This window comes from Nakamurella sp. A5-74, assembly GCF_040438885.1.
GTDB lineage: Bacteria > Actinomycetota > Actinomycetes > Mycobacteriales > Nakamurellaceae > Nakamurella.
This window is the reverse complement of record NZ_CP159218.1, coordinates 2201281-2223620: the sequence shown is the minus strand read 5'-3', so window position 1 is coordinate 2223620 and position 22340 is coordinate 2201281. Positions and strand designations below refer to the sequence as shown.

Genomic DNA, 22340 nt, shown 5'->3' with positions numbered 1-22340 from the left:
CCGACCGGAGGTGAGCATTGCGCTGCAGACCGACAAGACACCTGCCGCGTATGCGGAGCTCGCCGCCGCCGCGGAGCATGCCGGGTTCGATGGCGTCAGCGTCTTCGCCGACCTGGGCTTCCAGCCGCCCGGACCGGCGCTGACCACCATTGCGGCGCACACTCACGCCGTTCGACTGGGAGTGGCCTGTCACAGCCCCGCCTACACGCATCCGGTCGACATCGCCGCCCAGGTGGCCACCCTCGATCTGTTCTCCGGGGGTCGGGCGTACTGCGGCCTGGCGCGCGGCGCCTGGTTGGACGGTCTCGGCATCCCCGACGCCGGCGGGCTGGACCGGTTGGCCGAATCGGTCACCGTCATCCGGGCCCTGCTCGACGGCGACGACCGGGGATTCACCGGCCGACACCTGCAGCTGCCACGAGGTTTCCGGTTGAACGGCACCCTGCCGGAGCAGCGGCCACCGATGCTGATCGGCACCTGGGGTCGCCGTACCGCCCGGATGGCCGGCGAGCTCGGTGTCGAGGAGGTCAAGATCGGCGGCAGCGCGAACCCGGCGATGACCGCCCTGATGCGGAGCTGGTTGCCCCCCGAGGTCCGCCTGGTGGTCGGTGCCGTCACGGTCTGCGATTCCGACCCGGATGTCGCCAGAACCTTGGCGCGCCAGCAGGTCTGCTTGTATCTGGACGTCGTGGGCGCCCTCGACCCGACGGTCGGGATCGCGCCGCCGCTGCTGGCTGACCTGCGGTCGTTCGTGAAGTCCGGGGACACCGAAGCGGCCGCCGAGCTGGTGTCCGAGGAGTTGTTGGACGCGTTCACCTTCGCCGGCACCGCCGACCAGATCGCTGTGCACGCCCGAGCCTGTCTCGCCGCCGGGGCCGACCGCATCGAGTTCGGCACCCCGCACGGACCCGACCCGGTGCGCGGTGTCGAGCTGCTCGGATCAGTACTCCCGCAGATCCGCAGCGCCGCAGCAGCTGCGGGCACGGGTGCAGCTGCCACCCGGGCGGGATGAAGACGGTGACGTCGACGACCACCACGACGGACACCGCACCCCCTGGGGTGCGCTCCATCGCCGACCGGTTGTTGCTGGACCTCTCTCCCACCGATCCGGTGGCGGCGCGAGCCGCGCGGGCGGCCGGGCTATCGGTGGACGTCCCGCTGCTGAGCGCGTCCGGGCCCGCCGCGGTGGACGACAGGCTCGCAGCCCATCAGCGCGTGCTGAGCGCCCTGCGTTCCGCCGTCCCGAACGACGCCGCCGGTCTCGACCTGGCCGCGGCCCTCGCCGACCGCGCACAGGCCGAGCTGGCCCTGCACGCAGTGGGATTCGGCGCCGAACAGCTGGCCCCGCTGGCCTGTGTGCCGCAGCGGTTGCGGTCCGAGATCGGACAGGCCCTGGACAGTGCGGCCCTGTTGAGCATCGCCGGCAGCGGACCGGCAGCGGTGGATGCCGGCTGGAGCCGCGCCGCGGAATCGTTGCGTGAGCTCCCTTCCGCACTGCGGGGTCACCGGGACACCGTGCAGCGGGCGATCGCCGAGGGTCGGGTCCCGGCCCGGCGGCAGGTGCTCGCCGTCGCCGGCCAGTGCGGCGACTGGATCGATCCCGCGGGCAGCGACTGGTTCCGCGCCCAGCTCACCCGCGCACCGCAGGCGCAGCGAGCCCGTCTGGCACCGGCGATCGACTCAGCAGTCGGCGGCGTCCGGGAGTACCGCGCCTTCCTGCTGGACCTCGCACCGCACGCCCGGACGAGGGATGCGGTCGGACCGGAGATCTACACGGTCACTGCCGGCGCATATCTGGGCGACGACGTCGATCCCCACGAGCTGGCCGCCTGGGGTCAGCACGAGCTGCACCGCATCAGCGCCGAGATCGACGCCCTGGCCCGCACCATCCACCCCGACGGGCCGGCCGCCGCGGCCGCGCAGCTGGACGCCGACCCCGCACGGCTGTTGCACACCGGCCCGCAGGTCGAGCGGTGGCTCGAGCAGACCCTCCAGCGCACCTGTGCGGTGCTCGACAGTCGCTTCGTCACCCTGCCGGAGCACCCACTGCCGCGATGCCGGATCTCGGACTCCGGGGCCGGCGTCATGTACTACGAGCCGGCCGAGGTCGACGGAAGTGCACCCGGAACGGTCTGGTGGGCCAGGGAGCCCGGCGTGCCGGTCCACACCTGGCGGGAGCACAGCACCGCCCACCACGAGGGCGTTCCCGGACACCACCTGCAGATCGCCCTGGCTGCCGAGAACCCGGAACTGCATTCCTGGCAACGCTTCTGCTGCCATGTGCACGGTCACGCCGAGGGTTGGGCCCACCATGCGGAGTCGTGGGCCGGTGAGATCGGCCTGCTGGACGACCCTGCGGATCGGCTGGGGATGCTGATGGCGCAGGCCTGGCGGGCTGCGAGGATCGTCATCGACACCGGCCTGCACCTCGGGCTGCGGCCGCCGCGCGGTGTGGTCGACGGCGATCCCGAACACTGGACGATTCCCGCCGCCGAGCAGTCCTTGCGGCGGATCAGTGGTCTGGGCGCCGCCGCCGCCCACTTCGAGGTGGAGCGCTATCTGGGTTGGCCGGGCCAGGCCCTCGCGTTCCGGGTGGGGGCCCGGCTGTTCGACGAGATCCTCGCCGGCGCCCGGCGGCTTCCCGGATTCGGCGAACGGACCTACCGGACCTCGCTGCTGCGGCGCGGTCCGATGGGGCTGGGAGCGTTGCGGGATCGGGTGCTGTCGACCGGTCACTGACCCGAATTAGATCCGAACCTGTTGCGGTGTACCACTTCGGAGACTTCTCGACGCTTCCGCACCCTGGTACTGCCGCTGGGCACCGACTCCGCCGGCCAGCCGAGGGCGATCACCCCGACGAGCCGGCGATCCGTCGGGATGTCGAACGCGTCGAGCACGGCGGTGATCCGTTCGCCGGGTACGCCGAAGAACAGTGACCCCAGACCCACATCGGTCGCCGCCAACAACATGATCATCGCTGCCATGCCGGTGTCGACGTCCCAGTACGGCGTCGGCCAGTGCTCGTCGCTGCCGTCCTGCCAGGGTTTGTCGGGCTCGGCGTAGCGGTGCAGATAGCGCTGCTTGTCCGAGCAGCACAGGATCAGCACCGGCGCTGCTCCGACCCCGCGCAACCAGCTGTCCGGTTCGGTGTCGGCGTCACTGGTGGCGGCCCAGAACCGTTGCCGGGCAACAGCATCGTCCAGCACGACGAAGTCCCAGCCCTGGGAGAACCCGGCACTGGGGGCGCGTAGACCGAGCCGGACGATCCCCTCGACGAGATCCGTCGGGACCGGCCCCTCGGTGAACCGGCGGACCATCCGCCGCGAGCGGACCAGCGCCGTGAAGCCCGAGTCGGGCGGCGCCGCGTCGTCGGTCACGATCGAGTCGCCTCCGGCTCCTCGTGGTGGTGCAGGATCCGCCACCGGTCGGTGAACTGCAGCACCGAGCTGACCCTCAGCCGCTCGGGCGGCAGTGCGGCGGCAGCCGGGAAGCGCCCGGTGACGACATGCGTCAGCACCACCAGCCGGCCGTCACCCGGGAGCTCACGGACCCGCACGTCAGAGACGTCCAGCGCCTCCGGTCGCGCACCGCTCGGCGGATGGTCCCGGCGCAACTGGTGCAGTTCCGCCTTGGTGATCAGCCCGGGTTGGCCGGCATCCCACAACGTGCAGGTGTCGTCCAGATTGGCCTCCAGCCGGTCCCGGTCCCCCACCAGGTAGGCCGCGTACATGTCCTCGATGGCGCTCACCGGATCAGCTGTCTCGCTCATGGGACCCAGTGTCGTCCCTGGACGGACCCGTCAGGTCACCAGGTGCCCGCCGTTGATCACCAGGTGGACCCGCGCGAGGGCCGCCGCGTCGGCGGTCGGATCGGCGTCCAGCAGCACCAGGTCTGCCGCGTACCCCGGCTGGATCGCACCGATGCTGTCCTGCAAACCGACCAGTCGGGCGCCATTGGTCGTCGCCGCCTGCAGCACCTGCAACGGGCTCAGACCAGCGCTCTGCAGCAGCATCGCCTCGGTCGCAACGGCGCTGACGCCCTCCACTTGTTGGCCGGGCGGATAGTCGGTGCCGTGGGTGATGCAGACCCCGGCCGCCACCAGGCGGCGGATGCTCCGCAGGTGGGCCGGCGCTGCGCGTCGGGCGTTGTCGCGGGAGTGCTGCTCGAAGCCGAGAGCCCGCATGGTGGCCTGCGAACTGCTCACGATCAACGTCGGCGAGACGAAGATTCCCGGCTGCGCCAACAGGTCTGCTGTCTGCTCGTCGACCTCGTAGGCGTGCTCGAAGCTGGTGACCCCGGCATCGAGGGCCTCGCGGATCGCCGTGTGGTGCCCGGCGTGGGCCACCACGTAGGTGCCGTGCTCCGCCGCGGCCCGCACGACGGCGGCCATCTCGGCGCGGCTCATCTCCGGCTCGGCCGGACTCTCCCCCGCATGCGCCAGGCCGCCGGTGATGAAGATCTTGACGTGGTCCGCGCCGGCGTCGAGCTCGTCCATCGCCGCGGCGTAGAACTGCTCGGGCCCGGAGCAGTACACCGACCCGGTGCCCTGGCCGTGGCCACCGGGGACCGAGAGCGCGCGGCCGCCGGCAACGATCCGAGGAACGGTGCGATCCGCGGTCTCGGCGGCGAGCGCCCGCACCGTCAGGTCGACCCGGTGCTGCTCGTGGATGCAGCGCACGGTGGTGGCACCGACCCGCAACGCCTCCTGCGCGCGGGTGCGAGCCCTGGCCAGCGTCGTGTCCGGGTCCTCGTGCTCGTCGGTGTCCGAGAAGGGAAACACGATGGACAGGTGCGTGTGCACCGTGACCAGGCCGGGAATCACGTACTTCCCCGCAGCGTCCACGTGCTGCTCACCGGGCCGGGGAGCAACCGCCGGACCGACTTCCGCGATGCGGCCGTCCACGATGCGCACGGCACCGGGAGCGACGACCCCGGAACCGACATCGACGATGCGGGCCTGGGTCAGCACGAGCGAGCTCATGCTGCCAGCGTGCACCACGCGTTCCCGGTCGCGGTTCGCGGGACACAGGTCCTGACAGGGTCCGACTCAGCCGACGAGATAGGACCCACGATCGTCGCCCAACACGGTGATCGTGACGGTCTGCCTGCTCGTCGACAGCGTGCAGGTGAAGGTGTGCGCCTCGGTGGCGCTCTCACCGTCCGGACAACTGACCGTGCCGGGGTCGACGCCGACGATCCTGGCCACCTGCTGCTCGACGGCATCGGCGTCGAGCACGTAGCGGGCCAGCCAGCCGGGCCACCAGAACAGCGCGACGACGACGAGCACCAGCACCGCACCGACAGCGATGCCCACCCCGATCGCACGACGACCCCGCGGTGGCGGCGTATCGCCGTCCGCGGGGTCAGAAGTGAACTCGTACGGACTTCCGTACTGGGGTCCGTACTCGGAAGAGGTCAACCGACCTACTTGGGATCGGTGTTCTCGAACAGCGCGTTGCCGCTCGCATCCTTCTCGCCGGTCATCGTCACGTCGATCTTCCGGCCGTCCGCCAGCGTGCAGGTGAAGGTGTGCTTGCTGAACGCCTTCTCGCCGTCCGGGCACTTGATGTCCGAGGCCGGAACACCGGATTTGATCGCGAGCTGCTTCTGGATCGAATCCGCGGTCACCTTGGTCAGCGAGAAACCGGGCCACAGGAACAGCAGCACTGCGACGATCGCGAGGACCACGACCAGCCCGACGCCGCCGAAGATCAACGGCTTGTTGGACTTCTTCGCCGGGGTCTGTGAGCCGTACTGGTTGTACGGCTGCTGGCCGTACCCGGCTTGGCCGTATCCACCCTGCTGTCCGTACTGCGGTTGCTGGGGTTGGCCGTACTGCGGCTGGCCGTACTGCGGCTGCTGCGGCGGCTGACCGTACTGCGGCTGGCCGTACTGCGGCTGCTGCTGCGGCTGACCGTACTGCGGCTGCTGCTGCGGCTGGCCGTACTGCGGCTGCTGGGGCTGGCCGTACTGGTCGCCGCCCTGCTGCCCGTACTGGCCCTGGTCACCGGTGTATCCGGACCACTGCGGGGAACCTGAGTCCCCACCCTGTCCATACGGCGTGCTCATCGAGTGCCTCCTGAGATGCCCGGCCGCCGAGCCGGTTCGGTGTCTGGATGTCGGGTCCCACCCGATCCACTGCTGCGATCCAACCATGCTGGTGGACCGTCGTCGCCGAGCACCGCTCGTGTTCCGCCGATCGGTATCCGATCCATGGGCAGACGCTACGCGAGCACGCCGTCGTCAGTGGGCCGAAACGTCAAGAAATGACGCCGGCGGCGCCACGATCAGACGGGCCACGCATCAAGCGGCGCCACGGATCAGACCGAGCCGAGAGAGACGACTCCGCGCCGGATGGCGTCGACCGCGGCGCGTGCGGTGGCCGCGAGCTCCGGAGCGGCGACCACCCTGATCTGGTCGAGCAGATCGACCACCTGACGACACCAGCGGACGAAGTCGCCCGCCAGCAGCTCGATCCCCCGTGCGCCGGCGATCTCCAGTGCATCACTGAGGGTCTCGCCGCCTGCCCAGGCCTGCACCGCCTCGGCGAAGCCGGTGTCGAGATCCCTGGTCAGCGGTAGTCCGCGTTCCCGCTCGCCGGAGTTCAGCTCGCGGCGCAGCCGGCTGGTCTCCTTGACGGCGAAGCCGGCCGGTCCGGGGATGGGTGGGGGCGACCCCGACTGGTCGCGACGAGCCGAGTACACCAGGGCGGAGACTGCTGCAGCCAGCTGCGGAGGCGTCAGACCGTCCCAGACTCCGATGCGCAGACATTCTGCGACGAGCAGGTCCGATTCCGACCAGATCCGCGAGAGCATCCGTCCGGTGTCGGTCAGCTCGTCACCGCGGACGTAACCGAGATCCTCGAGCAGGGCCAGGATCCGGTCGAGGTGGTCGCCCAGCGAGTGCTTGGCGCCGTCCACCCTGCCCCGCATCGAGTCGGCCTCCTGCAACGTCTGCTGTCGCCGACGCCACCACTGCAGGTGGTCGTGCCGATCAGCGCAACCGTGCACCGGGTGCCGGCGGACAGCGGCACGCAGGCTCGTCATCTCGGCTTCGGACACCGGGTCGGCGGCCGCCCGCCGTGGCCGTTCGGGGACCGTGATGTCCGCCGACCGGATCGTCGCGGCCAGGTCCTTGCGGACCTGGGGGGACCGATGGTTGACCTGTTTGGCGAGCCTGATCCTGCCGAGCGCCGGCAGCGGTCCGCGGATGTCGGCCTGGCCCAGACGTCCCGACCACCGGTCGACCGTCACCACCAGCGGCCGCCCCTCCCCGTCGTCATCGAGGCCAGGATCGAGCACCACGGCCAGGCCGGCCCGACGACCGCTCGGGATCGCGATGACGTCCCCGCGCCGCAACTGGGCCAGGTCGGTGGCGATGTCCTCCCGCCGCCTGGCGGCACCGCTGCGGGCACCGTCCTTCTCCGCCGCCGACAGCTGCGCCAGCAGCGTCCCGTACTCCTGCACGTCGCCGAGGTGACACTGCATCTTCTTCGCCGCGTCGGCGGCCGCCTGGGCGCTGCGGTTGACCTGTCGTGCGAGTCCTGACACCCCGGCGTCCGACTGGAACTGGGCGAACGACTGCTGCAGCAACTCCTTCGCCGCCACCCGCCCCAGCCGGTCGGTCAGGTTCACCGCCATGTTGTAGGACGGCGCAAAGGAGGATCGCAGCGGATACGTCCGGCGGGAGGCGAGGCCACCCACCTGGCGCGGGTCGGTGCCAGGACCCCAGAGCACCACCGCATGGCCCTCGACGTCGATGCCCCGGCGTCCGGCTCGCCCGGTGAGCTGGGTGTACTCCCCCGGTGTCAGATCGACGTGGCCTTCGCCGTTGTACTTGACCAGCCGCTCCAGGACCACGGTCCTGGCCGGCATGTTGATGCCGAGCGCCAGCGTCTCGGTGGCGAAGACGGCCTTCACCAGACCCTCGACGAACAGTTCCTCGACCGTCTCCTTGAAGGCCGGCAGCATGCCGGCGTGGTGGGCCGCGATGCCCAGCTCGAGGGCCTCGCGCCATTCCCAGTAGCCCAGCACCGCGAGGTCGGCCTCCGGCAACGACGCGACCCGGCGGTCCACCACGGCGCGGATCCGCTGCCGCTCGGAGCTCGTCACCAACTGCAGCCGGGACCGGACACATTGCGCCACCGCAGCTTCGCAGCCCGCGCGGGAGAAGATGAAGGTGATCGCCGGCAGCAGGCCGGCCCCGTCGAGCTTCTCGATCACGTCGGCCCGGGACGGCGGCTTGTACCCTGAGAAGCGTTGCGGCCCACCGCGTCCGTTGTTGCCGCGACTGTTCCCGCCGTCGCGTGGCCCTCGGCCGAGGCGGGCCTCGGCGTCGGACACGGCGCGGGACAGGGCCGGGTCGATCCGGATCTGACCCCCCGAACCGGGCGGTGCACCGACGGCCAGCTCGGCGTCGTGGCCGGTGGCGAACAGGTCGAACATCCTGCGACCGACCAGCATGTGCTGCCACAGGGGCACCGGGCGGTGCTCGTCGACGATGACGGCCGTGTCGCCGCGCACCTGCTGCAGCCACGCGCCGAACTCCTCGGCGTTGGACACCGTCGCCGACAGCCCGACGATCTGGACGTCCTGCGCGAGATGCAGGATGACCTCTTCCCAGACCGGGCCGCGAAACTTGTCGGCGAGGTAGTGCACCTCGTCCATCACGACCGCGGAGAGCCCGACCAGGTCCTGGGAACCGGCGTAGAGCATGTTGCGCAGCACCTCGGTGGTCATCACGACGACCGGTGCGTGCGAGTTGATCGAAGTGTCGCCGGTGAGCAGCCCGACGGTCTCGGCGCCGTGTTCGGCGACCAGGTCGGCGTACTTCTGGTTGGACAGCGCCTTGATCGGGGTGGTGTAGAAACACTTCCCGCCGATCGCCAGAGCGCGCGCCACCGCGAACTCGCCGACGATCGTCTTGCCGGCCCCGGTCGGGGCACAGACCAGCACTCCCCTGCCCTCCTCGAGGGCCTTGCAGCCGGCGATCTGGAAGGGGTCGAGGCGGAACGCGCGGGTCTGCTCGAACTCCGTGAACAGCGGATACCGGTTCCGGTCCCCAGCCCGAGCGAACCGCTCCGAGGGTGAGAGTGCCTCGGACTCGTCGTCGTGCTGGACGCTCATCTCAGGTGGCGTCGTCGTCGAACCAGCTGCGGAGGCTGCTGCGCGGTCCGGACGCCGAGGGTTCCAGCTCCGACCGGGTGATCGGTTCGGGCGCAGGGATCGAGTCAGTGGGGCTAGCACTTGGGCTGTCGGAGGCGTTCAACGCACCGGCGGCCACGGGAGTCGGCGAGGCGGTGTCGTCGTCCAGGTCCGTGAAGCTCTCGGCCGCCAGTCGCTTGTCCTTGCGCTTGTCGTGGATCTTGCTGAACTGCACGGCGATCTCGTAGAGGAAGCACAGCGCGACCGCGAGCGCCAGCATCGTCAGTGGGTCGTTGCCCGGCACCACCAGGCCGGTGAACACCACCAGCCCGAAATAGGCGAATCGGCGGATCTCGGCGAGCTTCTTTCCCTTCACCACCCCGATCAGGTTCAGCATGATCAGCAGCAGCGGCAGCAGGAACGAGATGCCGAAGATCAGCAGCATGCCGATCAGGAAGCTGTAGTAGGCGTTGGGATCCAGCGCGGTGTCCGCGACACTACCGGCGAAGCCGAGCAGCACCTTCAACGCCTCGTGGATCACCCAGTACGCCAACACAGCGCCGGTGACCATCAGCACCGCGGCGGACCCGACGAAGATCCGCGTGTAGCGCTTCTCCTTCGAGTACAGCGCCGGGGTGACGAAGCCCCACAGCTGCAGCAGCCAGACCGGCGAGGAGATCACGGCACCCACCATCAGCGCCGACTTGAGGCGGATCTGCAGCCCTGAGAACACGGTGTTCTGCAGGAAGGTGCAAGGATCGCGGCCGGCCGCGGTGCTCAGGATGGCACGAGGGGGACTCGGGACCGCGCAGTACGGCGCCTTGAGGATCTCGCCGAGCGTGGGCAGACCGATCGAAGGAATCCCGTTTGCGAACCAGATGAAGCCGATGACGACGCCCACCAGCAGGCCGACCACCGCGATGAACAGCCGGCGGCGCAGCTCGTGCAGGTGGTCCATCAGGCTCATCGCGCCGTCAGCATTCTTCGGCAGCTTCTCGCCTGCCTTGGCGGTACGAGGCCACAACGCCATGGTCAGCTCCTCGTCATCCAGTCGTCATCGGAGCCCCGGGAGGAGTTCGATCACGAATCGGGCGGCTTCGGACCGGATACGGCCTTCATCCCGACATCGCCTGCAGTTCGATCCTACTGAGCGGACGGATGGGGCGTGCGCCGCCCGCCCACCGAGCTCCGCCTGTTCACGAACCGGTGTCGTCGGCCTCGAGGTCGCTCTGGTCGCGGTAGCGCTGCAAGGCCGCCGACGCCCGACGCGCGACCTCGGCCGTCAGGTCCGGCCGTCCCTGCAGCGTTGCGGTGCCGCCGAGTGAGATGACCAACCGCACCAGCCAGTCGTCGTTCGGCACCGGCAGCTCGACCAGCAGCTCACCGCTGCCACCGGCGACCAGTTCCGACCGGGTCACCAGGTAGTAGTCGGCGACCCAGCGGGCGGACGGCGCCAGCCGCAGCGAGACGATCGGCGTCTGGGTGTCGGGCTGGAACATCCGCTCGGGGACGGAGGTCTCGTTCCACAACGCCTGCTGGGCCGGTTCGGCCAGCACCCGCGCCTCGTCGATCCGATCGACCCGGAAGTTCCGAACACCGCCCGCGGTGTGACAGAACGCCTCGAGGTAGGAGTGTCCGTCGGTGATCAGCAGGCGGATCGGATCCACCACGCGTTCGCTGACGGCATCCCGGGAGGCGGTGTAGTACCGCATCCACAGTCGGCGTTGGGTCTGCAGCGCTGCTCGCACGATGCCCAGCGACGGGGAACTGTCACCGGCGTCGACCCGCACGCTGTCGGAGACGGCTCCGCCGCCGGCCTGTTCGATCTTCGCCAGTGCCGAGTCGACCGCGTCCGTCTCGACCAGGCCGGGCAGATCACGTAGAGCGCGCAGCGCAGCCACCAGAGCGACGGCCTCGTCGCCGGTCAGGCGGACCGGTCGGTCCAGGCCGGCCTGGAAGCCCATCGAGACGGTGCCGCCGTCCTCGTCGAGCACCACGTCGATCAGGTCGTCCGGGTAGTAGCCCGGGATGCCGCACACCATCAACAGGTAGAGGTCGGCCTGCACCTGCTCCGCGGTGATGCCGTACTCACTGGCCAGGGCGGTCATCGTCACGCCCGGCCGGTGCGCGATGTACGGCACCATCGACATCACCCGCGAGAGCTGCTGGGTCGCGGTCTCAGCCATGTCCGTTGACCTCCGCGAGCTCCGGATCGAGTCGGCTCGCCGCCGTCAGGATCCTGATCACCGCGTCGCGCAGATCGGCGGGTTCCAGCACCAGCACGTCGTCGCCCGCCCCGGCGATCCGGCGTGCGGTGTCCCACAGGCCGACGATCGGCACGAGCAGTTCGTCCGACGCATCGGGTACGCCGACCGGTGCGGCGGCGACCAGGGTCGCCTCCCGGCGCAGACCGACGGCGCGGCCCGGACGGATGAGCAGACGTCCCTGCCGCTCGTCGTTGGGTTCGGCGACCCGGCGCACCTGCTCCAACAGATCCATGTCGGCCGGAACCTCGTAGGCGCCCTGCCTGCCGGTCGCCGATACCGCGCCGACGATCCTGGACAACCGGAAGGTGCGCTGCCCACCGCGGTCCAGATCGTTGCCGATCACGTACCACTTGCCCCGGAAGGAGACCAGCCCCCATGGCTGCAACCGGCGCTTGACGGGGGGATCGTCCGGCTGTTTGCGGTAGTCGAATCCGACCTGCCGTCGCGAGACCGTCGCCGCCTGCAGCGGCGCGAATGCCGGGTCGGCGGTGCGGACCTGCGGCTGCAGCACCGAGTCGACGAACTGCCAGTCCCGGTCGCCGGCCGCCGGATCCTGTGATCCGTCGAGGGTTGCCTCACGCAGCTTGCGGACGGCCTGCTCCCCCGCCGACTGCAGCGTCGTCGTCGACCACAACCGGGCGGCGAGGCCGACGGCAGCGGTCTCCGCTGGGGTGAACGCCAGCGGTGGCAGCGAGAACTCGGTCGGCGGGATCCGGTACCCGTCGTTGCCGTCCGACTGCAGCGGGAGTCCGATCTCGCGGAGCTCGTTCTTGTCGCGCTCGAACATCCGGTTGAAGGCTTCATCGGACGGAGTGTCGAAGTAACCGGCCACGTTCCGCCGGATCCAGGCGGCGGAGCGGAACTGGGTGGTGTTGACCAGAGCGATCACCAGGTTGAGCAGCCGCTCGGCCTTGGCGGCCGTGGTGGTCGGAGGAGGCATGCATCGACTCTAGGGGGTCGGCCGCGCTGTTCGCGGTCGGCCACCCGGCCGCGCCGGGCCACTCACATGGTGGCGATCAGCCGTGCCACCCGCTCGTCCTGGCTGGCGAAGGGATCCTTCAGCAGGACCGTGCGCTGCGCCTGGTCGTTGAGCTTGAGGTGCACCCAGTCGACCGTGTAGTCGCGGCCGGCCTGCTGGGCGGCAGTGACGAACTCTCCGCGCAGCCGGGCCCTGGTGGTCTGCGGCGGGACGTTCTCGGCCTCGATGATCTGCTCGTCGGTGACGACCCGCGCCGCCATCCCCTTGCGCTGCAACAGACTGAACACCCCCCGTCCCGGACGGACGTCGTGGTAGGTCAGGTCGAGCTGGGCGATCCGCGGATGCGTCAGGTCCATCCCGTGCTTGCCGGCGTACGAGTCGATCAGCTTCTTCTTGATCACCCAGTCGATCTCGGTGTCGACCGCGGAGAAGTCGTCCGTCTCCACCGCGCGGAGCGTCCGACCCCACAGGTCCAGGATCCGATCGGTGATCGGATCGCTCCCGCGGGTCTCGACGAAGTCGACGGCGCGCTGGAAGTAGTCCAACTGGGCGTCCAGCGCGGACACCTGATCGCCGTTCGCCAGCCGGACGGGTCGACGGCCGGTGATGTCGTGCGAGATCTCCCGGATGGCCCGGATCGGGTTCTCGAAGGTGAAGTCCCGCAACGGGACGCCCGCCTCGATCATCTCCAGCACCAGGGCGGCGCTCCCCACCTTGAGCAGCGTCGTGGTCTCGCTCATGTTGGAATCGCCGACGATCACGTGCAGCCGCCGGAACCGTTCCGCGTCGGCGTGCGGTTCGTCGCGGGTGTTGATGATGGGCCGGGAGCGGGTGGTGGCGCTCGAGACGCCCTCCCAGATGTGATCGGCACGCTGGGACAGGCAGTAGGTGGCCCCGCGCGTCGACTGCAGCACCTTCCCGGCGCCGACGATCAGCTGCCGGGTCACCAGGAACGGGATCAGCCCGTCGGAGATCTTCGAGAATTCCCCGGCCCGGGAGATCAGGAAGTTCTCGTGGCAGCCGTAGGAGTTGCCGGCGGAGTCGGTGTTGTTCTTGAACAGGTAGATGTCGCCGCCGATTCCCTCCTCGGCGAGCCGGGCCTCGGCGTCGACGACGAGGTCCTGCAGGATCAGCTCCCCCGCCTTGTCGTGCGCGATCAGGGTCGGCAGGTCGTCGCACTCGGCGGTCGCGTACTCGGGGTGCGAGCCGACATCAAGGTACAGCCGGGATCCGTTGCGCAGGAACACGTTCGACGATCGTCCCCAGGCCACCACCCGCCGGAACAGGTACCTGGCCACCTCGTCCGGCGACAACCGTCGCTGGCCGTGGAAGGTACAGGTGATGCCGAACTCGGTCTCCAGACCCATGATCCGCCGCTGCATGGACTCGAACCTAGTCCGCGATCTCGGGGCGCCGTCGGGTGGCGTCGCCGATGTGGCCGATCAGCTGTTCGATGACGTCCTCCAACGCCACCAGACCACGACGACGGTCCGGCATCGGGACGGCGATCGCGCGGCCGGCCAGCCGGGTCGCCTGGGTCCCGCGCGGATCGACGGCCACCTGCGCCAGGTGGGCGCCGGCGCGCCGCATCCGGTCGAGCGCCGCCCGCAGCTCGGTGCTCTCCGAGAACGCCGGCAGCGGCCGGATCAGCTCCGGCGGCAACGGCTCGTCGCGCTGCTCCGCCGGGATCCCCACCACGTCCCTGATGTGCACGTACCCGGCATAGCGGCCCTGTTCGTCCAGCACCGGGAACCGGGAGAACCCGGTGCGGGCGCAGGTCCGCTCGACCTCGGCGGCGCTCGCACCGACCGGCAGTGGCACCACCTGTGCGTCGTCCAGCAGCACACTGCGCAAAGTGTCCGACTCGAAGTCCAACGCCGAGGTAATGAGCTGGTGCTCCTCGTCGTCGATGAGGCCCTCGGCGCGCGACTCGGCCACCAGCCCGGCGACCTCCTCGCGGGTGAAGGACGAGGCGACCTCGTCCTTCGGCTCGTGCCCGGTGATGCGCACGACCCAGTTCGCGAACCGGTTCAGGCCGCGGATCAGCGGCCCGAGGAACCTCGCGATCGTCATCAGGAACGGCGCCAACATGATCGCCGTCTTCTCCGGGCCGGCCAGCGCGATGTTCTTGGGCACCATCTCGCCGAGCGCGACGTGCGCCGAGACGACCAGCAGCAGCGCCACCACCAGAGCGACCGGGTGCAGCGCCTGTTCGGGGACGCCGAGCGAATTGAAGACCGGCTCCAGCAGCTTCGCCACGGCCGGTTCGCCGAGTGCTCCCAGCAGCACACCGCAGAGGGTGATGCCGAACTGGGCGGTCGCCATCATCAGCGACACGTCCTCCATCGCGCGCAGGGTGGTCCTGGCGCGGCGGCTGTGCACGGCCAACGGCTCGACGACGGTGCGTCGGGCGGATACCAGCGCGAACTCGGCACCGACGAAGAAGGCGCTGGCGATCAGCAGCAGGATCACCGCACACAGCAGCAGCCATTCGGTGGTCACAGGCGTCTCCCCGGGTCGACGCTGGACAGATGGGCCTGGGTGATCCGGCGCCGCTCTACCTCGAGCACGGTCAGCCGGACGGTCACCACCCGCGGCAGGTCCTCCTCGGTGTCGGCCTCCAACCGGATGCCGTCCTCCAGGGCACCGAGCACGGCATCCGCGGCAGCGATGGCCTCCAGCTCGACCGAATCGCCGGTCACCGGCATCCGGCCCAGACGCGAGATGACCAGGCCCGCAACGGTTTCGTACGGTCCGGCCTCGGGCAGCTCGACGCCGGAGAACTCCTCGATCTCGTCGGGTCGCAGCGTGCCGACGAAGGTCCAGGTGCCGTCCCGACGACGCTCGGCCCGACCGGCCACCGGATCGTGTTCGTCGGTGATCTCACCGACCAGCTCCTCGACCACGTCCTCGAGGGTGAGGATGCCGGCGGTGCCGCCGTACTCGTCGGCCACCACCGCCATCTGCAGGCCGACGGCGCGCAGCTGGTCGAGCAGGTCGTCCAGCGGGATGGTTTCCGGTACCACCGGCACGTCGACCATCAGCTGGCCCGCGGTGACACCCTCGCGCTCGTCCGGCGGGATCGCCACCGCTCGCTTCAGGTGGACCAGACCGACGATGTCGTCGTGGTCCTCGCCGAACACCGGGAAGCGGGAATGGCCGGTCTCGACCGCAGCCGCGATGATCTCGGTGGCCGGATCGCTGCGGCGGACGAACCGGACCGCCGTGCGCGGCGTCATCACGTCGTCGGCGGCCTTGTCGGAGAAGGAGATCGAGCGGGCCAGCAGGCCGGCCGTCGGCTGCTCCAGGGTGCCCTGCGCGCCGGACCTGCGGACCAGCGACTCGAGCTCCTCGGCGGAGCGGGCGCTGCGCAGCTCCTCCTGGGGTTCGATACCGATCATCCGGAGCACCCCGTTGGCCGTGCCGTTGAGCACATAGATGAGCGGCCGGAACAGCATGGTGGCCATCCGCATCGGCCCGATGACGGCCTTGGCCGTCGGCAGCGGCGAAGAGATCGCGATGTTCTTGGGCACCAACTCGCCGAACACCATCGACAGCAGGGTGGCCACCACCAGCGCGATCAGGACGCTGACCGTGCCGGCTGCCCCGTCGGACAGCCCGAGCGCGTCCAACGGTCCGGCCAGCAGTGAAGCGAGCGAAGGCTCCATCACGAACCCCAGGGCCAGCGTGGTCACGGTGATGCCGACCTGGGCGCCGGAGAGCTGGGTGGACAGCGACTTCAGACCGGCCTGCAGCGACCGCGCACCTGCATCGCCCGCCGCGGCCTGCCGGTTGACGGTCGCCCGGTCGACGGTGACCAGTGCGAATTCGGCGGCGACGAACAGGGCGGTACCGGCGATGAGCAGCAGACCGACGAACAGCAGGATCCATTCGATGATCATGTGGTGCCCGCGGGGGGCGTTTCCCCTTCCTGGGGTGCCTCGTGCTGGGCGTGTTCGACGGTCAGGTCGGGCGCGGGGTCCGGCGCGTTGTCGAGCACCGGGGCGCCGGGGTCGACCGGCTGCTCGATGACTGCGGTGTCTGCTGTGCCGGCCTGCTGCGGGTCGGCGAGCAGCGCGTCCAGTGCTGCACCGTGCACGCGCCGGAAGGTCCGTCCGCTCAACCGGCGGTCGAGGACGGCGACCTCGAGCAGGTCCGCCGGGATCTCCCGGCTGGAGCCGTCCGCGGCGCTGCCGAGTGCGGCGACACAGGCTCGGAGCGCCGTGGTCAGGTCCCAGCCCTGCGTCCAGGAGGCGGTGAGCGAGGTGGCCACCGGCTCGGTGACGCCGCCCATGACGGCGAACTTCGGTTCGTCGAAGATCGAGCCGTCGTAGGTGATGCGGTACAGCTGGTCGGCGCTGCCGTCCGCCGGGTCACCGGGTCGGCCGACCTCGGCAACGCAGAGCTCGACCTCCAGGGGCTTGGAGTGCTCGGAGAAGATCGATCCGAGGGTCTGTGCGTAGGCGTTCGCGAGCCATCGCGCGTTGACGTCCTTGCGGTCGTACGAGTACCCGCGGACGTCGGCCAGCCTGATCCCGGCGGTGCGGAGGTTCTCGAACTCGTTGTACCGACCGGTGGCGGCGAACCCGATCCGGTCGTAGATCTCCGAGACCTTGTGCAGGGTCGCCGACGGACTCTCCGCCACGAACAGCACCCCGCCGGAGAAGATCGTCACGACGACGCTGCGGCCCCGGGCGATCCCCTTGCGGGCGTAGTCCGAGCGGTCGCGCATGTACTGCTCGGGTGAGGCGTACATCGGCATCGTCACAGCAGGCGTGCTCCTCGGTTGCGGCCGCCCACCGGCGGGCCGGGTCTTCGTACCTTCATCGCTGCTCAGCCACCCGGCCGGAGCAGTCGGTCGGCGACGACCTGCTCGGCGATCGCGCCCACGGCGTCGTCCGTCCAGCGGATCGCCCCGTCCGTCCCGATCGCCACCACGACCGGGAAGATCCGGCGGGTCAGGTCGGGACCGGCGGTGGCACTGTCGTCGTCGGCCGCGTCGTAGAGCGCCTCGACGGCCAGGCGAACGGCCTCGTCGGTGGCGACGCCCGGTCGGAACCGCTTCTTGAGGGCGGACTTCGCGAACACCGAACCGGAACCGACGGCGTGGAAGTCGTGCTCGCAGTACCGTCCGCCGGTCACGTCGTACGAGTAGATCCGACCGGCACGTGACGGGTCGGCGATGTCGGTGTCGTAGCCGGCGAACAGTGGGACGACGGCCAGGCCCTGCAGCGCAGCGCCGAGGTTGCCGCGGACCATCGCGGCGAGGCGATTCGCCTTGCCGTCCAACGACAGTCGGACACTCTCGATCTTCTCGTAGTGTTCGAGCTCGAGCTGGAACATCCGGACGATCTCGACCGCCAGGCCGGCGGTACCGGCGATGCCGACGGCGGAGTACAGGTCGGTGACGAACACCTTCTCGATGTCGCGCTGGGCGATCATCGATCCCATGGTCGCGCGCCGGTCACCGGCGATCACCACTCCGTCGCGGGTGGCGAGGGCGACGATGGTGGTGCCGTGCGGCAGATCCGGCAGAGCAGCGGGGCGACCGTCGAAACGGCTACCGGGCAGCAGTTGCGGTTCGGTGCGCGCGACGAACTCGGTGAACGACCCGGCGCCGGGGGTCAGGTACGCAGCCGGAATGGCCTGGGCGGGCCAGGATCCGCTCATCGCGGCCGCACCGACCGTGGGGCCGACAGCTTCACTGTCCGCCCTTCTGGACGTAGGCGCGCACGAAGTCCTCGGCGTTGGTCTCCAGGACGTCGTCGATCTCACCCAGGATGTCGTCGGTGTCGGAGGCCAGCTTCTCGCGCCGCTCCTGACCGCCACCGGAACCGGCGTCGGGGGTGTCGTCCTCGCCCCCGCCGCCCTGACGGGTGGTCTGCTCCTGCGCCATCTGCGCTCCTTGCGTCCTCGTGACCGGCCGACGGGAACACGCCTTGCGTGTGGCCCCGCCCAGTGCGGCGGCCCTCCCGGCAGGGAATGACTCGCTACTACGAGCTTACCGAGGTCCACGGACAGCGCGCGGGTCGACCGGCCCGCCCGCTGGTTGCGATCGGATCACCGTCGCTCGGCCGGTGCGACGGGGCTGACGCCCGGCCGGGTCTCCGCGCCGGCTCAGCGGGCCAGCGAGTCGACCAGTTCTGCTGCGTCCTGCGCCTGGTCGAAGAGCTCACCGACGTGCGCCTTCGTGCCGCGGGAGGGTTCCATGGTGGGAATGCGCACCAGCGTCTCCCGGCCGACGTCGAAGATCACCGAGTCCCACGACGCAGCGGCCAGCGCCTCCGGGAACCGGGAGACGCACCGCCCGCGGAAGTAGGCCCTGGTGTCCTCCGGAGGCGCCAGGATCGCGGCCCGCACCTGCTCCTCGGTCAGCAGCCGCTTCATCGAGCCCCGGGAGACGAGCCGGTTGTAGAGCCCCTTGTCGAGCCGGACGTCGGAGTACTGCAAGTCGACCAGAGCGAGCCGCGGTGCGCCCCACGACAGGCCGTCACGCTGCCGGAACCCCTCGAGCAGCCGCAGTTTCGCGGGCCAGTCGAGCTCGTCGGCGAGGTCCATCGGGTCGTCGGCGAGGGTGTCGAGCACGCGCGCCCAGGTGTCCAGCACCTGGCGGGTCTGCGGGTCGACGTCAGTGCCCTGGGTGCGCTCGACGAATGCTGCAGCCCGCTCGTGGTACGCGCGTTGCAGGTCGATCCCCGTCATCCGCCTGCCGTCCGCCAGCGGCACGGTGACCTGCAGGGTCACATCGTGCGAGATGGTGTGCACGGCTTCGACCGGCCCTTCGAGCGCGAGGTCGCCCAACGGCACACCCGCCTCGATCATCGCCAGCACCAACGCCGTGCAGCCGACCTTGAGGAACGTGGTGGTCTCCGACAGGGTCGCGTCACCGATGATGACGTGCAGCCGCCGGTACTTCTCCGGGTCTGCGTGCGGTTCGTCGCGGGTGTTGATGATGCCGCGCTTCAGCGTGGTCTCCAGGCCGACCTCGACCTCGATGTAGTCGGCGCGCTGCGAGAGTTGGTAGCCCTCGGTCTGCCCGCTGCGGCCGATACCGACCCGGCCGGAGCCCACCACGACCTGGCGTGAGGCGAAGAAGGGCAGCAGCCCGGTGATGATGTCGGGGAACGCGACATCCCGCCTGCACAGGTAGTTCTCGTGGGTGCCGTAGCTGGCGCCCTTGCCGTCGACGTTGTTCTTGTACATCTGGATCGGCGGAGTCCCCGGCACGGACGAGGCCAGCCGGGCGGCCTCCTCCATCACCCGCTCGCCCGCCTTGTCGTACAGCACGGCGTCCAGTGGGTTGGTGACCTCGGGCGCGGAGAACTCGGGGTGTGCATGGTCGACGTACAGCCGGGCGCCGTTGCTGAGAATGACGTTGGCCGCTCCGAGATCGTCGACGTCCGGATCGACCATGGCCCCGAACATGGCAGACAGGTCGTAACCGCGAGCGTCGCGGAGTGGGGACTCGACCTCGTAGTCCCAGCGGGCTCGACGGGCCCGCGGCGCGGCGACCGACGCGGCGTAGGCCAGCACGACCTGGGTCGAGGTCATCACCGGGTTGGCCGTCACATCACCGGGGACCGAGATGCCGTACTCGACCTCGGTGCCCATGATTCGCTGCACGCTCATGGCGTCAACGCTAGCCGTAGCCGGGAACCGACCCGGCCGCTGCCGTGCGCTTCCCGGCCGGACCGATCTCGCAGGCGAAGCCGGTCACGCGCTGAGCCTCAGCTCCAGCGCTGGATCTGCAGCGCGGCGGAGCTCTGGGTGACCGGCATCAGCTCGATGGTGTTCACGTTGACGTGCCGCGGCAACGACGTCACCCAGGCGACACTCTCGGCGATGTCGTCCGCGGTGATCGGTTCGGCGCCGTCGTAGAGCGCTGCGACCTTCTCCTCGTCGCCGTCGAAGCGGACGGTGGAGAACTCGGTGCCACCGCACATTCCCGGCTCGATGCATGACACCCGGACGCGGCTGCCCTTGAGGTCGGAGCGCAGGTTCAGGCTGAACTGGTGGACGAAGGCCTTCGTCGCGCCGTACACGTTGCCACCCGGGTAGGGGTACGTACCGGCGATCGACCCCAGGTTGACGACGTGCCCGCGATCACGGTCCACCATGCCGGGCAGGAACGCGCGGGTCACGTGCACCAGACCGGAGACATTGGTGGCGATCATGGTGTCCCAGTCCGAGAGGGCAGCCGCGGCGGCCGGCGCGAGGCCCTTGGCCAGGCCGGCGTTGTTGACCAGGACGTCGATCTCCGCGAACGCCGCCGGGAGTCGATCGGGCAACGCGGCAACCGAAGCGGCGTCGGTGACGTCGAGTTCGATCGGCAGCAGCGCGTCACCGAGTTCGTCGTGCAGTTCCTGGAGTTTGGTTGCCCGACGCGCGGTGGCGACGACCCGATGCCCGTCGGCGACGAACCGGCGGGCGATGGCCGCACCGAATCCGGCGCTGGCACCGGTGATGAGGACGGTGTTGGTCACGATGTTCACCTTCAGTGGATACGCCGCACGATGCGACGGGTTCGGAGGGATCCGGTCAGTGCCACGGCAGCTGCGACCGCCGGTCCCAGTACACAGCAGGCTCGTCCGGGGTCGCGGTCAGGGAGGCCAGTTCGTCCGCCGTGAGTTCCAGGTCGACGGCCGTCAGGTTGCTGCGCAGCTGATCAACGGTGGACGCCCCGATCAGCACCCGGCTCACGAACGGCTGCGCCGCGACCGCGGCCAGAGCGACCGCGTCCGGGGTGCTCCCGTGTGCGGCGGCAACTCCGGCGAGCGCCGCTGGTGGATCGGTGGCCAGCAGGCCGTTGGCGAGCGCCTCCTTCACCAGCACGGTCATCCCGCTGTCGGCTGCTTCCTGCAGCGCTGGTCCGACCGAGGTCTCCCGTACGGTCCACGTGCTCTGCACGGCGGAGAACAGCGGCGTGCCGTCGACGCTGATCCGGCTCGCCGCCCTGACGGTTTCCGCCTGCTGCGGGCCGGACGTGGAGAACCCCACCGCCACTCCGACCTCACGTAGCGCAGCCAGCTCCGCCAGCAGGGCAGTGTCAGCCAACAACGGCGAGTCCGGAGTCAACGAATGCACCTGGTACAGCCCGATCCGCTCACCCAACAGCTCGCGCGAGTGCTGCCACTGCTGACGGAACCGTGGCAGGGTGTGCTCCTTCACCTCGTGCACGTCCGCGTCGGTGCGCCATCCGCCGACGTAGCGGTATCCCCATTTGCTGGAGACGGTGGGGGCCACGAAGCCCGGGCGGTGCGCGCGTAGTGCGAGCCAGTGCGCGAGGAAGGCCTCGGCGTCACCGTAGGAGCGAGCGGTGTCCACCCAGTCGACACCGGCCGAGGTGGCTGCATCGAGCACGGCGGACGTGTTGTCCTGCAATGCTTGCCGAGTGCGCTCCGCAGGAAGGCTGCTGCCGGTGTTGAGGTACGCAGGACGGCCGAGGACCGCGGTCCCGATGGCCCAACGTGCCGCGCTCATCCCAGATCTGCGCTGCGCCAGCGGACCGGACGCAATACGAACCGGCCCTCGATCGGCACGTTCGCGAGGAACTGCTCGATCTGGTCCTGCGGGAGGTAGCGCGAGGCCATCGCACGAGTGTGGGCAGGATCCGGTGGCAGCTCGTCGGCGAGCTCGCACTCCACCGAGACGTAGCGGATCCGCGGCACACTCTCCTCGACGAGGAGGGTTGCCCGCCCCGCGGCGCGCAACACCGTGGCCTTGAACGAATCCACCGGGGTGACGATCGACAGGTCGCCGCCGGGCGCGTACTCGTACCAGATGGGGATCGACAGCGGTGCCGTGCGCTGTTCGAGATCGACGCGCGCGATGGACAGCACCCCGATCCGCGGAGCGGCGAGGAACTCCTGTGCTTGGTCGTCGGTCATCGTCGGCATGGCGCCGACGCTACCGAACCGCTCCGACAGCGTCACCGGTCGGCGGCAGACCCAC

At 69.9% G+C, this 22340-nt stretch carries 21 protein-coding genes; 2 read left to right on the top strand and 19 right to left on the bottom strand.

From position 1 onward, the window contains the following. The first annotated feature begins 10 nt into the window (after positions 1-10). A complete protein-coding gene (locus tag ABLG96_RS10175) occupies positions 11-1012 on the top strand; it encodes an LLM class flavin-dependent oxidoreductase (protein ID WP_353651210.1) in 1002 nt (333 codons plus the stop codon). Further along, positions 1009-2739, top strand: a complete 1731-nt coding sequence (locus tag ABLG96_RS10170) for a DUF885 domain-containing protein (RefSeq protein WP_353651209.1) — start codon at positions 1009-1011, stop codon at positions 2737-2739. The genes ABLG96_RS10175 and ABLG96_RS10170 overlap by 4 nt, the downstream gene beginning before the upstream one ends. On the opposite strand, the gene ABLG96_RS10165 is transcribed toward ABLG96_RS10170, so the two are convergent. The 19 genes from ABLG96_RS10165 to ABLG96_RS10075 form a co-directional block, all read right to left on the bottom strand. Then, the gene (locus tag ABLG96_RS10165) at positions 2733-3377 is read right to left on the bottom strand and encodes a nitroreductase family protein (RefSeq protein ID WP_353651208.1); all 645 of its coding nucleotides are present in this window, start codon (positions 3375-3377) and stop codon (positions 2733-2735) included. The two genes, ABLG96_RS10170 and ABLG96_RS10165, sit on opposite strands and share 7 nt — an antisense overlap. Beyond that, positions 3374-3769 carry a DUF4440 domain-containing protein gene (locus ABLG96_RS10160; protein ID WP_353651207.1) on the bottom strand — a complete coding sequence of 132 codons (396 nt, stop codon included), beginning with the start codon at positions 3767-3769 and terminating at the stop codon, positions 3374-3376. The genes ABLG96_RS10165 and ABLG96_RS10160 overlap by 4 nt, the downstream gene beginning before the upstream one ends. A gap of 30 nt (positions 3770-3799) precedes the next feature. Continuing rightward, the gene (locus tag ABLG96_RS10155) at positions 3800-4981 is read right to left on the bottom strand and encodes an amidohydrolase family protein (RefSeq protein WP_353651206.1); all 1182 of its coding nucleotides are present in this window, start codon (positions 4979-4981) and stop codon (positions 3800-3802) included. A gap of 66 nt (positions 4982-5047) precedes the next feature. Next, on the bottom strand, positions 5048-5419 hold the full coding sequence (locus ABLG96_RS10150) for a DUF4333 domain-containing protein (protein WP_353651205.1): 372 nt from the start codon (positions 5417-5419) through the stop codon (positions 5048-5050). Between the two features lie 5 nt (positions 5420-5424). Further along, on the bottom strand, positions 5425-6069 hold the full coding sequence (locus tag ABLG96_RS10145) for a DUF4333 domain-containing protein (RefSeq protein WP_353651204.1): 645 nt from the start codon (positions 6067-6069) through the stop codon (positions 5425-5427). A 251-nt stretch (positions 6070-6320) separates the two neighbouring features. Then, a complete protein-coding gene (locus ABLG96_RS10140) occupies positions 6321-9125 on the bottom strand; it encodes a DEAD/DEAH box helicase (RefSeq protein WP_353651203.1) in 2805 nt (934 codons plus the stop codon). Between the two features lies 1 nt (position 9126). Continuing rightward, complete coding sequence (tatC, locus tag ABLG96_RS10135) at positions 9127-10173, bottom strand: twin-arginine translocase subunit TatC (RefSeq protein ID WP_353651202.1); 1047 nt, start codon at positions 10171-10173, stop codon at positions 9127-9129. Positions 10174-10339: 166 nt separating this feature from the next. Next, positions 10340-11329: a WYL domain-containing protein gene (locus ABLG96_RS10130; protein ID WP_353651201.1), complete on the bottom strand. Its 990-nt coding sequence runs from the start codon at positions 11327-11329 to the stop codon at positions 10340-10342. Beyond that, the gene (locus ABLG96_RS10125) at positions 11322-12350 is read right to left on the bottom strand and encodes a WYL domain-containing protein (RefSeq protein WP_353651200.1); all 1029 of its coding nucleotides are present in this window, start codon (positions 12348-12350) and stop codon (positions 11322-11324) included. Before ABLG96_RS10125 ends, ABLG96_RS10130 begins: the two co-directional genes overlap by 8 nt. A 62-nt stretch (positions 12351-12412) precedes the next feature. Beyond that, on the bottom strand, positions 12413-13771 hold the full coding sequence (gene pafA / locus ABLG96_RS10120; RefSeq protein WP_353651199.1) for a Pup--protein ligase: 1359 nt from the start codon (positions 13769-13771) through the stop codon (positions 12413-12415). 10 nt (positions 13772-13781) lie between these two features. After that, complete coding sequence (locus tag ABLG96_RS10115; RefSeq protein ID WP_353651198.1) at positions 13782-14891, bottom strand: hemolysin family protein; 1110 nt, start codon at positions 14889-14891, stop codon at positions 13782-13784. Next, on the bottom strand, positions 14888-16291 hold the full coding sequence (locus ABLG96_RS10110) for a hemolysin family protein (protein ID WP_353651197.1): 1404 nt from the start codon (positions 16289-16291) through the stop codon (positions 14888-14890). The genes ABLG96_RS10115 and ABLG96_RS10110 overlap by 4 nt, the downstream gene beginning before the upstream one ends. Further along, the gene (prcA, locus tag ABLG96_RS10105) at positions 16288-17157 is read right to left on the bottom strand and encodes a proteasome subunit alpha (RefSeq protein WP_353651196.1); all 870 of its coding nucleotides are present in this window, start codon (positions 17155-17157) and stop codon (positions 16288-16290) included. Before prcA ends, ABLG96_RS10110 begins: the two co-directional genes overlap by 4 nt. 65 nt (positions 17158-17222) lie before the next feature. After that, entirely contained in the window at positions 17223-18059 is an 837-nt protein-coding gene (prcB, locus tag ABLG96_RS10100) for a proteasome subunit beta (protein ID WP_353651195.1), read from the bottom strand. 31 nt (positions 18060-18090) lie between these two features. Then, complete coding sequence (locus ABLG96_RS10095) at positions 18091-18285, bottom strand: ubiquitin-like protein Pup (RefSeq protein ID WP_353651194.1); 195 nt, start codon at positions 18283-18285, stop codon at positions 18091-18093. A 221-nt stretch (positions 18286-18506) separates the two neighbouring features. Beyond that, positions 18507-20012, bottom strand: coding sequence for a depupylase/deamidase Dop (gene dop / locus ABLG96_RS10090; RefSeq protein ID WP_353651461.1), 1506 nt, complete (start codon positions 20010-20012; stop codon positions 18507-18509). A gap of 104 nt (positions 20013-20116) precedes the next feature. Beyond that, the gene (locus ABLG96_RS10085) at positions 20117-20875 is read right to left on the bottom strand and encodes an SDR family NAD(P)-dependent oxidoreductase (protein ID WP_353651460.1); all 759 of its coding nucleotides are present in this window, start codon (positions 20873-20875) and stop codon (positions 20117-20119) included. Between the two features lie 52 nt (positions 20876-20927). Continuing rightward, complete coding sequence (locus ABLG96_RS10080; RefSeq protein WP_353651193.1) at positions 20928-21869, bottom strand: aldo/keto reductase; 942 nt, start codon at positions 21867-21869, stop codon at positions 20928-20930. After that, a complete protein-coding gene (locus tag ABLG96_RS10075) occupies positions 21866-22285 on the bottom strand; it encodes a pyridoxamine 5'-phosphate oxidase family protein (RefSeq protein WP_353651192.1) in 420 nt (139 codons plus the stop codon). The genes ABLG96_RS10080 and ABLG96_RS10075 overlap by 4 nt, the downstream gene beginning before the upstream one ends. Between the last annotated feature and the right edge of the window lie 55 nt (positions 22286-22340).